At 70.8% G+C, this 13,796-nt stretch carries 14 protein-coding genes and 1 pseudogene; 7 read left to right on the top strand and 8 right to left on the bottom strand.

Annotated elements, in window-relative coordinates:
• Positions 1–188: 188 nt before the first annotated feature.
• The 3 genes from QWI33_RS02605 to QWI33_RS02615 all read right to left on the bottom strand — a co-directional run bounded on the left by QWI33_RS02605 (position 189) and on the right by QWI33_RS02615 (position 2,391).
• Positions 189–1,514 (bottom strand): MATE family efflux transporter, encoded by a 1,326-nt coding sequence (locus QWI33_RS02605; RefSeq protein WP_289954574.1) that lies wholly within the window; start codon positions 1,512–1,514, stop codon positions 189–191.
• On the bottom strand, positions 1,511–1,957 hold the full coding sequence (rbfA, locus tag QWI33_RS02610; protein WP_289954576.1) for a 30S ribosome-binding factor RbfA: 447 nt from the start codon (positions 1,955–1,957) through the stop codon (positions 1,511–1,513). Before rbfA ends, QWI33_RS02605 begins: the two co-directional genes overlap by 4 nt.
• A gap of 137 nt (positions 1,958–2,094) precedes the next feature.
• Positions 2,095–2,391 (bottom strand): DUF503 domain-containing protein, encoded by a 297-nt coding sequence (locus QWI33_RS02615; protein WP_289954578.1) that lies wholly within the window; start codon positions 2,389–2,391, stop codon positions 2,095–2,097.
• A gap of 152 nt (positions 2,392–2,543) precedes the next feature.
• Here QWI33_RS02615 and QWI33_RS02620 point away from each other — a divergent pair, with 152 nt between their 5' ends.
• The 3 genes from QWI33_RS02620 (at position 2,544) to QWI33_RS02630 (ending at position 5,047) form a co-directional block, all read left to right on the top strand.
• Complete coding sequence (locus QWI33_RS02620; protein WP_289954580.1) at positions 2,544–3,071, top strand: DUF6069 family protein; 528 nt, start codon at positions 2,544–2,546, stop codon at positions 3,069–3,071.
• Positions 3,072–3,146: 75 nt separating this feature from the next.
• On the top strand, positions 3,147–4,409 hold the full coding sequence (locus tag QWI33_RS02625) for a sensor histidine kinase (protein ID WP_289954582.1): 1,263 nt from the start codon (positions 3,147–3,149) through the stop codon (positions 4,407–4,409).
• Positions 4,400–5,047, top strand: coding sequence for a response regulator (locus tag QWI33_RS02630; protein WP_309299881.1), 648 nt, complete (start codon positions 4,400–4,402; stop codon positions 5,045–5,047). The genes QWI33_RS02625 and QWI33_RS02630 overlap by 10 nt, the downstream gene beginning before the upstream one ends.
• A 15-nt stretch (positions 5,048–5,062) precedes the next feature.
• On the opposite strand, the pseudogene QWI33_RS29550 reads toward QWI33_RS02630, so the two are convergent.
• The 5 genes and pseudogenes from QWI33_RS29550 to rimP form a co-directional block, all read right to left on the bottom strand.
• A pseudogene (locus tag QWI33_RS29550) lies at positions 5,063–6,601 on the bottom strand (methyltransferase); the annotation flags it as partial.
• On the bottom strand, positions 6,514–9,450 hold the full coding sequence (gene infB, locus QWI33_RS02640) for a translation initiation factor IF-2 (protein WP_289954584.1): 2,937 nt from the start codon (positions 9,448–9,450) through the stop codon (positions 6,514–6,516). The pseudogene QWI33_RS29550 and the gene infB, both read right to left, overlap by 88 nt.
• An 80-nt stretch (positions 9,451–9,530) precedes the next feature.
• A complete protein-coding gene (locus tag QWI33_RS02645; RefSeq protein WP_435367543.1) occupies positions 9,531–9,905 on the bottom strand; it encodes a YlxR family protein in 375 nt (124 codons plus the stop codon).
• Entirely contained in the window at positions 9,880–10,914 is a 1,035-nt protein-coding gene (nusA, locus tag QWI33_RS02650) for a transcription termination factor NusA (protein WP_289954589.1), read from the bottom strand. Before nusA ends, QWI33_RS02645 begins: the two co-directional genes overlap by 26 nt.
• Positions 10,915–10,988: 74 nt before the next feature.
• A complete protein-coding gene (rimP, locus tag QWI33_RS02655) occupies positions 10,989–11,450 on the bottom strand; it encodes a ribosome maturation factor RimP (protein ID WP_289954591.1) in 462 nt (153 codons plus the stop codon).
• A gap of 82 nt (positions 11,451–11,532) precedes the next feature.
• On the opposite strand from rimP, the gene QWI33_RS02660 reads away from it, so the two are divergent.
• The 4 genes from QWI33_RS02660 (at position 11,533) to QWI33_RS02675 (ending at position 13,795) form a co-directional block, all read left to right on the top strand.
• On the top strand, positions 11,533–11,928 hold the full coding sequence (locus tag QWI33_RS02660) for a hypothetical protein (RefSeq protein WP_289954593.1): 396 nt from the start codon (positions 11,533–11,535) through the stop codon (positions 11,926–11,928).
• Positions 11,925–12,338: a DUF4439 domain-containing protein gene (locus QWI33_RS02665; protein ID WP_289954595.1), complete on the top strand. Its 414-nt coding sequence runs from the start codon at positions 11,925–11,927 to the stop codon at positions 12,336–12,338. The genes QWI33_RS02660 and QWI33_RS02665 overlap by 4 nt, the downstream gene beginning before the upstream one ends.
• A gap of 121 nt (positions 12,339–12,459) precedes the next feature.
• Complete coding sequence (locus QWI33_RS02670; RefSeq protein ID WP_289954597.1) at positions 12,460–13,053, top strand: PadR family transcriptional regulator; 594 nt, start codon at positions 12,460–12,462, stop codon at positions 13,051–13,053.
• Between the two features lie 19 nt (positions 13,054–13,072).
• Positions 13,073–13,795: an ABC transporter ATP-binding protein gene (locus QWI33_RS02675; RefSeq protein ID WP_289954599.1), complete on the top strand. Its 723-nt coding sequence runs from the start codon at positions 13,073–13,075 to the stop codon at positions 13,793–13,795.
• Position 13,796 lies beyond the last annotated feature (1 nt).

Consider the following 13,796-nt stretch of genomic DNA (forward strand, 5'->3'; position numbering starts at 1 on the left):
GTGGGTGGCTACTGGTGCCGGTCGAGCGATTCCTGAAGGGCGCGCAGTGCCTCCGCCTTCTCCTCGTCCCAATTATCGGGACGGGTGCGGCGCTTCCGTCGAGTCGATGAATCAGTCTTCATCCTCGACACCTTAACGAAGGTTCAGGAGCAGCGCTGCGCACAATTCACATAGTGGGATGGGAATTGCTAGGAGCGCTCGGCTCCGGTGACGGCCCACTCACCCGAGCGCAGGCGCCAGAGGATCATGCCGAGGCGCACCAGCATGAAGACCGCGATGCCGCCCCAGATGCCGGTGAGGCCCCACCCGAAGACGAGCGTGAGCCACGTGAACGGCAGGCCGCTCGCGATCGAGATGACGGTCATGTTCCGCATGAACCGCAGGTCGCCCGCGCCGATGAGCACGCCGTCGAGAGCGAAGACCACCCCGGCCACCGGCAGCAGCAGCACGAGCCACGGCCAGATGTAGCCGAGCTGGTCGTGGACGCCCGCTTCGGCGGTGAACAGGTCCGGCAAGACCGGGAGCAGCGCGAGGACGGCGACGAGGAAGGCCACGCCGTAGCCGAGGCCGACCACGGTCAGCCGCTTCGCGGTGGCGCGCGCGGCGTCGGGCCGGCCCGCGCCGAGGTCGGCGCCGATGAGGGCCTGGGCCGCGATCGCCACCGCGTCGAGCGCCAGCGCCGCGAAGAACCACAGCTGCACGCCGATCTGGTGGGCGCCGAGCGCGACCGTGCCGACCCGGGCGGCGACGGCGGTGGCCGAGAAGGAGCTGACCTGGAACGCGACGCCGCGGATGATCAGGTCGCCGTTGGCGACGAGCTGCTTCGACATGAGTTCCCGGTCGATGCGCAGTGGCACGCGTTCGCGGCGCAGCGCGAGGAGGAACAGCACGCCGGAGACGGCCTGCGCGACGGCGTTGGCCCACGCGGAGCCGACGAGGCCGAGGCCGACCGGGTAGACGAGGATCGGCGCGAGGACGGCCGAGAGCAGGAACGAGGCCGTCACGAACCACATGGGGCGCTTGGTGTCCTGGACCGCGCGCATCCAGCCCTGGCCGGCGCCGGCCACGAGCAGGAACGGGGCGCCGAGGACGGCGACGCGCAGCCATTCGGCGGCGGCGGCCTCGACGGCGGGGTCGTCGCCCATGAGTCCGGCGGCCGGGCCGGCGAGGAACTGGAAGGCGACGATCATGACCAGGCCGGCGGCGAGCGCGAGCCAGGTGCCTTGGACGCCTTCGGCCACCGCGCCGGGCCGGTCTCCGGCGCCGTAGCGGCGGGAGGCCCGGGCGGTGGTGCCGTAGGCGAGGACCGCACCGATGAACGGCGCGAGGCCCATGATGACGCCGCCGAGGGCGAGGCCGCCGAGCGGGACCGCGCCGAGGTGGCCGACGACGGCCGTGTCGATGAGGAGGTAGATCGGCTCGGCGGCGAGCACGACCAGGGCCGGGATCGCCAGGGACGCGATGCGCCGGTACGAGGCCGGGCGCGGTGCGGCGTCCTGCGGCGCCGGGGTCACCGGGTGGACTCTTCCGAGTCCTCCTCGTCGTCCTTCTCTATGTACGGGTTCTCGTCGCCCGCGTAGGCGGCGCCTTCGGCGATCTTGTGGACCTCGGCGTCGGCCGCGGCGGCCTTCGCGAGGAGCTCTTCGATGCGGTTGGCCTGGTCGGGGACGGTGTCGGCCACGAAGGTGAGGGAGGGCGTGTGGCGCATCCCGAGGGCGCGTCCGACGGTGGTGCGCAGGTGCCCGGTGGCGCGCTCCAGACCGACCGCGGAGGCCTTGACGTGCTCTTCGTCGCCGAGGACGGTGTAGAAGACCGTCGCCTCGCGCAGGTCGGGGGTCATGCGCGCGTCAGTGATGGTGACCATGCCGACCCGGGGGTCCTTGAGCTTGCGCACCGCCTGGGCGGTCAGCTCCATGACCCGCTTGGAAACCTGGGCTCGCTTCGCCGCGTCTACCATCGCACTCCTGCCTTCCGCTTCACGCGCACCTCGGTTCGGGTGCGCCATACTCATGCACGGCTCGCCGGGCTTCGCCGAGTCCGTTCTGCGGCTCGCCGGTCGGGCGTGCCGCTACTGGTCTTGCAGCGCTTGCGCGCCTATTCGTCTTCCGGGCCGAAGACTCGCCGCCTGACGCTCAGGAGTTCCACTTCGGGTCGTCCCGCGATGTGGTGCTCGCAGGCGTCCAGCAGCTCCTGGACGTGCCGGTTCTCGCCGGCCACGGCGGCGACGCCGATGGTGGTGCGGCCGTGGACGTCCTGGTCGCCGACTTCGGCCACCGCCACCTCGTACTTCCGCAGCGAGGCGACGATCGGGCGCACGTAGGAGCGCTTGGCCTTCAGTGAGCGGGAGTCCTGTGGGAGGAGGAGGTCGAATTCTGCGCATCCAGTGAACACGGCTCTAGATTACGCGCCGCCTCCGACATCCCCAAGACGTTTAAAGCCGCCCGAAAACACCGGTTTCGCGACCTCCGTCACGAGTTGCTGCCACCATGGGGCCGAGGAGCGGGCCGGTTGCGGCCCGCGGGCTTCGCCGAGAAGGAGGAACCATGTCGGCACCGCAGGGCGGGTGGGTCGGAAACCACGAAGAACCGACGAGGCGGTATCCGGCGGCGGCGCAGCCGCAGCCGCAGCGGCCCGCGGTGGACGCCGCGAAGCTGTGGGCGGGCGGGTTCGGCACGGCCGTGGTCGCCGCGCTGGTCGCGCTGGTGGGCATCTTGCTGGTGCGCGGGGTGTTCGGCATCCACATCCTCTCGCCGTCGGACGCGGGGGCCTACGGCGACGCGACCACGACGACGTACGCGTTCGGCGCGTTCGCGGTGGCGATCCTGGCGACCGGGGTCGTGCACCTGCTGCTGCTGCTCATGCCGCGGCCGATGAGCTTCTTCGTCTGGATCATGCTGCTGGTGATCGCGGTGGGCGTGCTCATCCCGTTCACGGTGGTGGCCGATCTGGAGTCGCAGATCGCGACGGCCGGGTTGAACTTCGTCATCGGGATCTGCATCCTGAGCCTGCTCAACTCGGTGGCCGGGATCGCGACGCGGGAGCCGCGCCAGCCTGGGGCGGGAGCGTACTGAGGTAGGGCTGTCCCTACCAGGAAGACACAGGACGGCCGGGTCGCGATGGCGGCTCGGCCTTTCTAGTGTTGACGCATGCGTACAACCCTGCGACAACTGGGCATCGACACCGGCTATCTGCTGTCGATGTTCTTCATCGCCTTGCCCGCCTTCATCATCGGCGTGGTCGGCACCGTACTCGGCGTCGGCACCGCCGTCATCTGGATCGGCGTGCCCATCGCCGCCGCCACCCTCTTCGCGATGCGCGGGATGGCCGCCGCGGGCCGGTCGATGCTCCCGGCGGTGCTGCGGCGCGAGCTGCCCCGCCCCCGCTACAAGCGCGCCCGCGAGGACGCCTCGGCGCTGCGCCGGTACCTGACGCCGCTCACGGACGGGCAGTCGTGGCTCAACGTCCTGTGGGCCGTCGCGGTCCTGCCGATCGCCGTCACGGGGTTCGCGGTCGCGATCTCGTGGTGGTGCGCCACGGTCGCCGCGCTGCTGTACCCGGCCTACTCGTGGATCATCCGGGCGGCGACCAACGACAGCGACGACGGCCTGCACTACGCCACCGAGTGGCTCGGGTGGGGCGACTCGTACCTGGCCCAGTCGATCCTGGCGGTGATCGGCGGTGTGATCATGGCGCTGACGCTGGTCCCGGTCCTGCGCGGCCTGGCGCTCGCCCAAGCGCTCGTCGGCAAGGGGATGCTCACCTCCATCAGCGGCCTGCACGAGCGGATCGACCAGCTCGAGGAGTCGCGGAACGCGGCAACTTCCGCCGAGGCCGACGCGCTGCGCCGGATCGAGCGCGACATCCACGACGGCCCGCAGCAGCGGCTGGTGGGCCTGGGCATGGAGCTGGCCCGCGTCAAACGCCAGCTGGCGACGAACCCGGAAGCGGCGCAGGAGACCTTGGAGGCGGCGATCGCGCAGACCCGGGAGACCATCGACGAGCTCCGCTCGCTCTCGCGCGGCATCGCCCCGCCGATCCTCACCGACCGGGGCCTGGCGGCGGCGCTGGCGGCCCTCGCGGCGCGCTCGCTCGTGCCGGTGGAGCTGGAGACGAACCTCAACGGCCGCTACAAGGCCAGCGTCGAGAGCACCGTGTACTTCGTGACGGCCGAGTGCCTGACGAACATCGCGAAGCACTCGCAGGCGACGAAAGCCACCGTGGCGGTCGAGGACTGGGGGGATAGGCTGGTGCTCTCGGTCGGCGACAACGGGATCGGGGGCGCGCACGTCTCCAAGGGGCACGGGCTCTCGGGTCTCACCGACCGGGTCAAAGCCGTCGAGGGCCAGTGGACCATCGACTCCCCCGACGGCGGTCCGACAGTGATCGTCGTGGAGGTTCCGTGCGTGTAGTGGTGGCCGATGACGCCGTGCTCATCCGTTCCGGCCTGGTCAGGCTCTTGGAGGAGTTCGGCTGCGAGGTGGTCGCCGAGGTCGGTGACGGCGACGCCCTCGTGGAGGCCGTCGCCGAGCACCGGCCCGACGTGTCGGTGGTGGACGTGCGGATGCCGCCGTCCTTCACCGACGAGGGGCTGCGGGCCGCGACCCGCGCCCGGGAGCTCGTGCCGGGCGCGCCGGTGCTCATCCTCAGCCAGTACGTGGAGGTCTCCTACGCGGACGACCTCCTCGCGGACGCCCGCGGTGCGGTGGGCTACCTGCTGAAGGACCGCGTGATCGACGTGGACGACTTCATGGACTCGCTGAAGCGGGTCGCCGGCGGCGGCACGGTCTTCGACCCCGAGGTCGTCTCGCAGCTCATGGTGCGCCGCAGGAAGAACGACCCGGTCGCGACCCTCACCCCCCGCGAGAAGGAGGTCCTGGGCCTCATGGCCGAGGGCCACTCCAACAAGGCGATCGGCAAGAAGCTCTTCATCTCGGACGGCGCGGTCGAGAAGCACATCCGCAACATCTTCACGAAGCTGACGCTGAGCAGCGAGGACGGCGACCACCACCGCCGCGTCAAGGCGGTCCTGGCCTACCTGCGCTCCTAACGCGAGGAAGCCGCGTTCGACGAGGCGGCGGATCACGGGGTAGAGCTGGGCGTAGAGCATCGCCGGCTCCGCCCCGTACGTGTCCGCGAGGAGCTGGACCTGAAGGCGCACTTCGGCTTCGCCGTTGCACGCGCCCATGAACTGCACGACGAGCGGGTCCAGCTCCTCGGCGTAGCGCATGCCGTTCGCCTGCTGCAGCCACTGATGCTCGACGTCCCAGCCCTCGTCGCCGATCCCGGCGGTCTGCTGGAGCACGACGCCGTCGGCGACGCGGAGCTTCGCCTGCCACAGGGCTTCGGGTTCGAGGTCCCTGCCGCGCACCGCGAACCAGTCCGCGACGCGGTCGCGCCACGGGGTCTCGACCGAGTGGCGGGCCTCCTCGCAGACCACGGTCGTCGGGCCTTCGACCCGGCGGACGTTGATGAAGCCGAAGCCCACGCCCGCGACGGAGGCGGACTCGAACCAGTCGAGCCAGGCCGCGGCCTGATCGGCGTCGTGGTCCTCCCCTGAATCGCGCTGCCAGGTGCGCACGTAGTCGAGCGGATCGAGCCGCTCGCGTTCCACGGCCCAGACCTGGAGGCCCTCGTCCGGGAACCAGCCCGCGACGCGTTCGGCCCAGTCCTCCCCCGCGACGTGCAGCCAGTTCGCGAGGAACTGCATGGTGCCGCCCGGGTTGAGCAGGTCCGCAGCGGCCCCCGAGAGCTCGGCGGCGAGGCCGTCCGCTTCGCGGCCGCCGTCCCGGTAGGTCCAGCCCGATCCCGGTGTGCCGATGACGAACGGCGGGTTCGCGACCACCAGGTCGAAGCGGCGGCCCGCCACGGGAGCGAGCAGGTCGCCTTGCAGCAGTTCCAGTTCCACGCCGTTGACGACGGCGTTGAGCGCGGCGAAGGCCACCGCGCGCTCGCTCAGGTCCGTGGCGGTCACGCGCTCGGCGTGGTCCGCGAGGCCGAGCGCCTGCACCCCGCAGCCGGTGCCCAGGTCGAGCGCGCTGCCGACCGGGGCGCGGAGCGTGGCGTCCATGAGGAGCTTCGAGGCGCCGCCGACGCCGAGCACGTGCTCGCGCATCCGCCCGCCCGTCGTGTTCGGCAGCTGGTCGGAGAACAGGAGGCGGTCGTTGCCTGCAGAGGTGCTGTCGAACTGGGCGCCCCAGCCGGCCGCGACCTCGCCGTCGCCGGAGAGGCGGCCGCAGTCCAGGGGCTCCAGGAGTCCGCAGTCGAGCGCTTCATCGAAGGTGAAGGGCGCCAAGGCCGCTGACGCGGCATCGGCGAGTACGGGTACCCCGGCGACGAACAGCCGCGTCCACACCCCGAGCGGATCGTCACCGCACTGCGCGAGGAGCGCCCGGTAGTCGCCGCGGTCGGCCGCGCGCATCGCCTCGTCGCCGTAGACGGCCGACAGCGCGGCCCGGCGGAAGCCCCGAAAGGCTTCGCCGAGCCGCGCTGCGGCGTCGGTTTGGAGCAGTCGCACTAAACGCGCGGCTTCTCGCGCATCTCGAAGGCCTCGACGATGTCGCCCTCTTCGATGTTGTTGTAGTTCTTCAAGGTGAAACCGCACTCGAAGCCCTCGCGGACCTCGGTCGCGTCGTCCTTGAACCGGCGCAGCGAGGAGATGGTCGTCTCGATGACGACGTTGCCGTCGCGCATGAGGCGCACCTTCGCGTTGCGCTTGATCGAACCGCTCGTGACCAGCGCACCGGCGATGTTGCCGAGCTTCGAGGATCGGAACACCTCGCGGATCTCGGCGGTGCCGAGAGCCACTTCCTCGTACTCGGGCTTCAGCATGCCCTTGAGCGCGGTCTCGATCTCTTCGATCGCCTGGTAGATGACCGTGTAGTACCGGACGTCCACGCCTTCGCGCTCGGCCATGTCGCGGACGCGACCCTCGGCTCGCACGTTGAAGGCGATGATCGTCGCCGACTCGCCGTCGCCCGCCGCAGCGAGGTTGACGTCGCTCTCGGTGATCGGACCGACGCCGCGGTGGATGACCTGCAGGTGCACTTCCTCGGGGATCTCCAGCGCGACCAGGGCCTCTTCGAGGGCCTCGACCGAACCGGCGCCATCGCCCTTGATGATGAGGGAGAGCGTGGTGCGCTCGCCTTCGGCGATCTTGTCCATGAGGTTCTCGAGCGTGGTGCGCGAGACGCGGGACGCCTGCTGAGCGGCGCGGCGGCGAGCCTGACGCTGCTCGGCGATCTGCCGGACCATGCGGTCGTCGTCGGCGGCGAGGAACACGTCCCCCGCCATCGGGACGGACGCGAGGCCCTGCACCTGCACCGGGAACGACGGGGTCGCCTCGGTGACGCGGTTGCCGTCGGCGTCGTGCATCGCACGGACGCGGCCGTGGGCCCCGCCGGCGACGATCGAGTCGCCGACCCGCAGCGTGCCCTTCTGGACCAGGACGCTCGCGACAGGACCGCGGCCCTTGTCGAGGTGCGCCTCGATCGCGATGCCCTGCGCGTTGCCCTCTTCCGACGCTTCCAGTTCAAGGGAGGCGTCAGCGGTCAGGAGCACCGCTTCGAGCAGTTCGGCGATGCCGATGCGCGGCTTGGCGGCCACGTCGACGAACATGGTCTGCCCGCCGTATTCCTCGGCGACCAGGCCGTACTCGGTCAGCTGCTGGCGGACCTTGCCCGGGTTCGCGTCGGGGAGGTCGGTCTTGTTGACCGCCACCACGACGGGAGCACCGGCGGCGCTCGCGTGGTTCAGGGCCTCGACCGTCTGCGGCATGACGCCGTCGTCGGCCGCGACCACGAGCACCACGATGTCCGTGACGTTCGCACCGCGAGCACGCATGGCGGTGAACGCCTCGTGGCCCGGGGTGTCGATGAAGGTGATGGCGCGGTCTTCGCCCTCGTGCTCGACGTGCACCTGGTACGCGCCGATGTGCTGGGTGATGCCGCCCGCTTCGCCGGCGACCACGTTGGAGCTGCGGATCGCGTCCAGCAGCTTCGTCTTACCGTGGTCGACGTGGCCCATGACCGTGACGACCGGGGGACGCGCGACGAACGTGTCCTTGTCCTCGGCGTCGAGGTCGATGCCGAACTGCGAGAGCAGCTCGCGGTCCTCTTCCTCCGGGGACACGATCTTGATGTCCCAGTCGAGGTGGGCGCCGAGCAGCGTGAAGGTGTCCTCCGACACCGACTGCGTGGCCGTCACCATCTCGCCCAGGCCGAACAGCTCCTGAACGAGCGTGCCCGGCAGGGTGCCGATCTTGTCGGCGAAGTCCGAGAGCGACGCGCCGCGTGCGAGGCGAATGGTCTCGCCGTTGCCGCGCGGAGCGCCCGACTGCATCCTCGGCGCTGCGAGGTTGTCGAACTCCTGGCGCCGCTGACGACGCGACTTGCGGCTCTTGCCACGGGGGCCGCCGCGACCGAACGCACCGGCCGCACCGCCGCCGCGGGCCTTGCCGCCGCCGCCTGCGCGACCGCCGCCGCCGCGGTACGGAGCCGGAGTACCGGTCGAAGGACCGGAACCGCCCGCACCGCCTGCGCCGCCGCCGGCACCGCCGCCCGCACCACCGAAGGTGCCGCGGTAGTTGCCGCCGCCGCCACCGGGACGACCGCCGCCGCCACCGGGACGACCTGCGCCGCCGCCGGGGCCGCCGCGACCGCCGCCGCGGGCCCCGCGGGGACCGCCGCCGTCACGACCGCCGCCTGCCGGACGACCGGGCATCATGCCCGGGTTCGGCCGCGGGGGCATCATGCGCGGGCTCGGACGGGGACCGCCCGGGCGCTCCGCGCCGCCGTCGGCGGCAGCGGGACGCGGCTTGGCACCGGCGTTGCCGACGCCGAACGGGTTCTTGGGGCCCGGCTTCGGGCCGCCCGGACGGGCGGCCGGAGCGGGCTTGGGGCCGGGCTTCGGAGCGGCGGCGGCGCGCTTGGCGGCCTCTGCCTGCTCCTGCTGGCGCTTGACCAGTTCCTCGGCGCGCTTCTGCTCCGCGGCCACTTCGATGTCGCGGGCGCTCGTGGGCTTGGCTTCGGCCGGGGCCGGCGCGGGGGCCGGCTTCGGGCCGGGCTTCGGCCCGGCGGCCGCGCCCGGCTTCGGAGCGGCCTTCTTCTCGGCCTTCTTCGCTTCGGCCTCGGCCTTCGCCTCGGACTTGGCGTCCTTGGCTTCGACCTTGGCCTGCATGATCTTGGACGGGCTCGGTGCCGCCGGGCGCGGGCCCTTGGGGGCCGCCGCCGCCTTGGCGGGCTCAGGCGTCGGGGACTCGGTCTTCCCGGCCGACGCAGCCGGGGCGCCCTGTGCGGCGTCGTACTCCTGCCGCAGTCGACGCGCCACAGGCGCTTCGACCGTGCTCGACGCTGACTTCACGAACTCGCCCATGTCACCGAGGCGGGAGAGCAATTCCTTGCTCGTCGTGCCCAGTTCCTTGGCAAGTTCATGTACGCGGGGCTTTGCTGCCACTGCACTCCTCAATTCGAGGTCGTACGGGCAGCGCCCGCCGACCTTATCTACCGACTAGCAACGTGTTCATTCGAAGAACTTCATCGCGTGGTCTTCATTCGGTCCATACCTGCTTCGTGTGCGGGAGTCGGCCTCTCGGCCGACTCCGACTCGACATGGGCTCGCACCGCTTCAACGTCTGCCGTTCCCTCGATGTTGAGGGCTCGGGCGAACGCACGCTTACGAACTGCCTGGTCAAGGCAGTTCAGGTCGTGGTGCACATGTGCTCCGCGGCCGCTGAGGCGGCGCTGCGGGTCCGGAACCAAGCGATTCAGGGAACCCTCAGAGCGTTGAACGACGACGCGCAGCAGCTCACTGGCCGATGCGCGTCTGCGGCACCCCACACAAGTGCGGACTACCGCTGCGTCACGTTGCGATCCGATATTCAGTCTACCTCCCGGACCGCCGACCGCCACCGGCCGGGCCGGTCTCCTCCTTCGCGCCGCCGGAGACGTGCGCGTCGGACTTGATGTCGATCCGCCATCCCGTGAGGCGCGCGGCGAGCCGGGCGTTCTGGCCTTCGCGGCCGATCGCGAGCGAAAGCTGATAGTCGGGGACGATCACCTCAGTGGACCGCGTGGACTCGTCCACCACCCGCACCGACAGGGTCTTCGCCGGCGACAGGGCGTTCGCGACGAACCGCGCGGGGTCGGCGTCCCAGTCGACGATGTCGATCTTCTCGCCGCCGAGCTCGCTCATGACGGCGCGGACGCGCGAGCCCATCGGGCCGATGCACGCGCCCTTCGCGTTGACGTCCTTCGTTGTGGCGCGCACCGCGATCTTGGAACGGTGACCGGCCTCACGTGCGATGGCCGGAATCTCGACGGCGCCCTCGTCGATCTCGGGCACCTCGAACGCGAACAGCTTCTTCACCAGGGCGGGGTGCGTGCGCGAGAGCGTGATCTGGGGGCCGCGGGCGGTGCGGTTCACCTGGATGACGATCGCGCGGATGCGCTTGCCGTGCTCATAGTTCTCACCGGGGACCTGCTCGTTGAGGGGCAGGGTGGCCTCGATCTTGCCGAGGTCCACAGTGACGATTCCGCGCTCGTTGCGCTCGCCGTGGGCCTGGACGACACCGGTGACGATGTCGCCCTCCTTGCCGGAGTACTCGCCGTAGTTGACCTCGTCGGCGGCCTCGCGGAGCCGCTGCAGGATGACCTGCTTCGCGGTCTGGGCGGCGATGCGGCCGAACCCCTCCGGGGTGTCGTCCCGCTCCGAGACGACCTCTTCCTCTTCGTTCAGCACCGGCACAAGGACATTGGCGATACCGTTGTCACGGTTCACCACTACTCGCGCGCGCTCATCGGCCCCGGGGGTGTGCTTGTAGGCGGTCAGCAGCGCCGTTTCGATAGCGCCGAGGATGGTCTCGAAAGGGATGTCGCGCTCGCGTTCCAGCGACCGCAGCGCGGCCAGGTCGATATGCACCCGTTCTCCTTAAGTCTTGAGTTGTCCTCACCGCGGCCGTTCAAGGCGTGCGAGCCGCGTCTTCGAGCAGACGCTCATCTCAGCTCGATCTGCACCTTGCCGGGCCCCAGCTCGGCATAGGTAGCCGAGCGGCGCGCGCCGTCGGCTTCTAGTTCAATCCCCCGCTCGCTGGCGGCCGTGACGCGCCCAGTGAAGGGCTCCTCCCCGATGTGCACGGCTACCAAGCGCCCAATATTACGCCGCCAGTGCCGAGGCTCGGTCAGCGGACGGTCCACGCCTGGCGAGGACACTTCCAGGGTATAGGCGGTGTCGGCGAAGGGGCCGCCCGTGGACTCCGCCTCGTCGAGCGCCTTCGAGCAGGCTTTCGAGACCACCGCCACATCGTCCAGGCTGATGCCGCCGTCCTTGTCGACCAGGACGCGGACGAGCAGCCGTCGGCCGGCCTTGGTGACCTGCAGCCCTTCGAGGTCGAACCCGATCTTGGCGACGGCCGGAGCCAGGATCGCCTCTACCTCGGCTTGCCGCTCAGAACCCATGCGCACTTCCCTCCCGTTGGCTGTTCGGCCGAGATTAACCGCCCGGGGACAGAATGGAAAGGCAGCCTGGGAAACTGGGGGGGTGTTCACGACCCGACGCGGACTCCTGGTCGGGGCGGCCGTTCTCACGGCCGCCGGATGCACCCGGGAGACGGCGCACATCATCACGTCAGACGCGGACCTCACCGCCGCGCTCCGCTCTGCGCGCACGCTGGCCGCGGCCTCCGACGCGCTGGGATTCGGCGACCTCGCCGAAGACCACCTGACCCACGCCGCCGCATTGGAGCGGCTGCTGCGGCCCAATGTGGTCGCCGACGAGACCGGGGAGCTCCCGGCGGACGCCGCGGCGCTCGCCGAAGCCGAGTCCGCCGCGAGCCGGGAGGCGGGCGACGCCTGCCTCACCACCGAGTCGGACTACGCCGTGCTCCTCGGTGAGATCGCGGCCTGCCGCGCCGCCCACGCGGCGGTGCTCGCATGACCGTTGTGGACACCGGCCTCGCCGCGGAGTACGCGGCGGTCTACGCCTACAGCGCCGCCGCGGTGCACCTGGACGGCGATCCGCGCTGGATCGCCGAGGAGCTCGAGTCCGAGCACCGCTCGCGGCGCGACGCGCTGCTCGACTTCTACGACGAGCACGGGCTCGAAGCCGCGCCGTCCCTGCCCGGCTACGACATCGAGCCGATCGCGGACGCCGCCGCCGCGCAGGAGCTGCTGCTCGCCGTCGAGACGAACGTGACCGCGACCTGGCGCGCGGGCGTGGTCTCCACCGAGCCGCACGAGCGCGAACTCTGCCTGCGGATGTACGGCGACTCAGCGGTCACGCTGGCCCGCTGGCGCCTGGCGGTCGGCCGGTCCGCGGCCGACCCCTGGCCGGGCCGCCCCGCGTAGCCCCGGCCCGTTCCACGGCGTTCGATCAGAATTCAATACCCCGTATCCCCGAACTGCATACCAGTTATGCCATACTCGGTATCTCTCCATCTGGAGAAGAAGTAGCGATACGAGGGTGCACATGAGTGTCAAATACAGCCTCCTCGCGCTGCTCGAACGGGGACCCGCCTACGGCTACCAACTGCGGGCCGCGTTCGAGAGCGCCACGGGGAACACCTGGCCGCTCAACATCGGCCAGGTCTACACCACGCTCAACCGGCTCGAACGCGACGAGCTCGTCGAAGCCCTGCCGGAGAACGACTCCGGCCAGCGCCCGTACCGGATCACCGAGACGGGCCGCCGCCACCTGGCGGGCTGGTTCGCCTCGCCGGTGCAGGCCGCGGACCGGCCCCGGGACGAGCTCACGATCAAGCTGGCCCTGGCGGTGACCACGCCCGGCGTGGACGTCGCCGACGTCATCCAGCGGCAGCGCGGGGCGACCCTGCGCCTGCTGCAGGAGTACACGCGACTCAAGGTCGCGGAGGAGAACGCGGAACTGGCCTGGCGCCTGGTGCTGGAGTCCATGATCTTCCGCGCCGAGGCCGAGATCCGGTGGCTCGACCACACGGAGGCCGTCGTCGCCCGCGCCGAACTGCCGGCGCCGTTCCCTTTCGCAGTCGAGGAGCCGACCTCGGCCGACGCGACGCCTGAACACAACCGAACCCGAACCCACTAAGAGAGAACGCGGTACCCCCATGACCGTTCTGCACCTCAAACGCGTGAGCCGCACCCACGGCACCGGCGAGAACCTCGTCCACGCCCTCGTCGACGCCGAGCTCACGATCCAAGCCGGTGAACTCGTCGCCATCATGGGCCCGTCCGGGTCCGGCAAGTCCACGCTGCTCAACCTCGCCGGAGGGCTCGACGCCCCCACCGCGGGCGAAGTCCTCGTCGAGGGCACCGTCCTCGCCTCGCTGAACAAGAAGCAGCTCGCCGGGATGCGCCGGCGCAGCGTCGGGTACGTGTTCCAGGACTACAACCTGGTGCCGAGCCTGACGGCCGCAGAGAACGCGGCCCTGCCCTTGGAGTTGGACGGGATGTCCGCGGGCAAGGCCCGCAAGATGGCGCTCGCAGCGCTGGAGGAGGTCGGGCTCGACGTCAAGCAGGCCGACCGCTTCCCCGACGAGATCTCGGGCGGCCAGGCGCAGCGCGTCGCCATCGCGCGGGCGCTCATCGGCGAGCGGCGGCTCGTGCTCGCCGACGAGCCGACCGGCGCGCTCGACTCGCACACCGGCGAAGAGGTGCTGAAGCTGCTGCGCCGCCGCGTGGACGCGGGCGCGGCCGGTCTCCTGGTCACCCACGACGCCCGGCACGCGGGCTGGGCCGACCGGGTCGTGTTCCTGCGCGACGGGCGGATCGTGGACTCCTCCGCGCCGCTCGCCGGTGCGGACAGCCTGCTCGAAGGGGCCGGTTCGTAGC

Source organism: Glycomyces tritici (assembly GCF_030403505.1).

Coding starts and splice junctions, on each gene's coding strand:
- QWI33_RS02625 (WP_289954582.1), top strand. CDS start 3,147: ATGCGTACAACCCTGCGACAACTGGGCATCGACACCGGCTATCTGCTG.
- QWI33_RS02670 (WP_289954597.1), top strand. CDS start 12,460: ATGAGTGTCAAATACAGCCTCCTCGCGCTGCTCGAACGGGGACCCGCC.
- rimP (WP_289954591.1), bottom strand. CDS start 11,450: ATGGGTTCTGAGCGGCAAGCCGAGGTAGAGGCGATCCTGGCTCCGGCC.
- QWI33_RS02665 (WP_289954595.1), top strand. CDS start 11,925: ATGACCGTTGTGGACACCGGCCTCGCCGCGGAGTACGCGGCGGTCTAC.
- QWI33_RS02620 (WP_289954580.1), top strand. CDS start 2,544: ATGTCGGCACCGCAGGGCGGGTGGGTCGGAAACCACGAAGAACCGACG.
- rbfA (WP_289954576.1), bottom strand. CDS start 1,957: ATGGTAGACGCGGCGAAGCGAGCCCAGGTTTCCAAGCGGGTCATGGAG.
- QWI33_RS02675 (WP_289954599.1), top strand. CDS start 13,073: ATGACCGTTCTGCACCTCAAACGCGTGAGCCGCACCCACGGCACCGGC.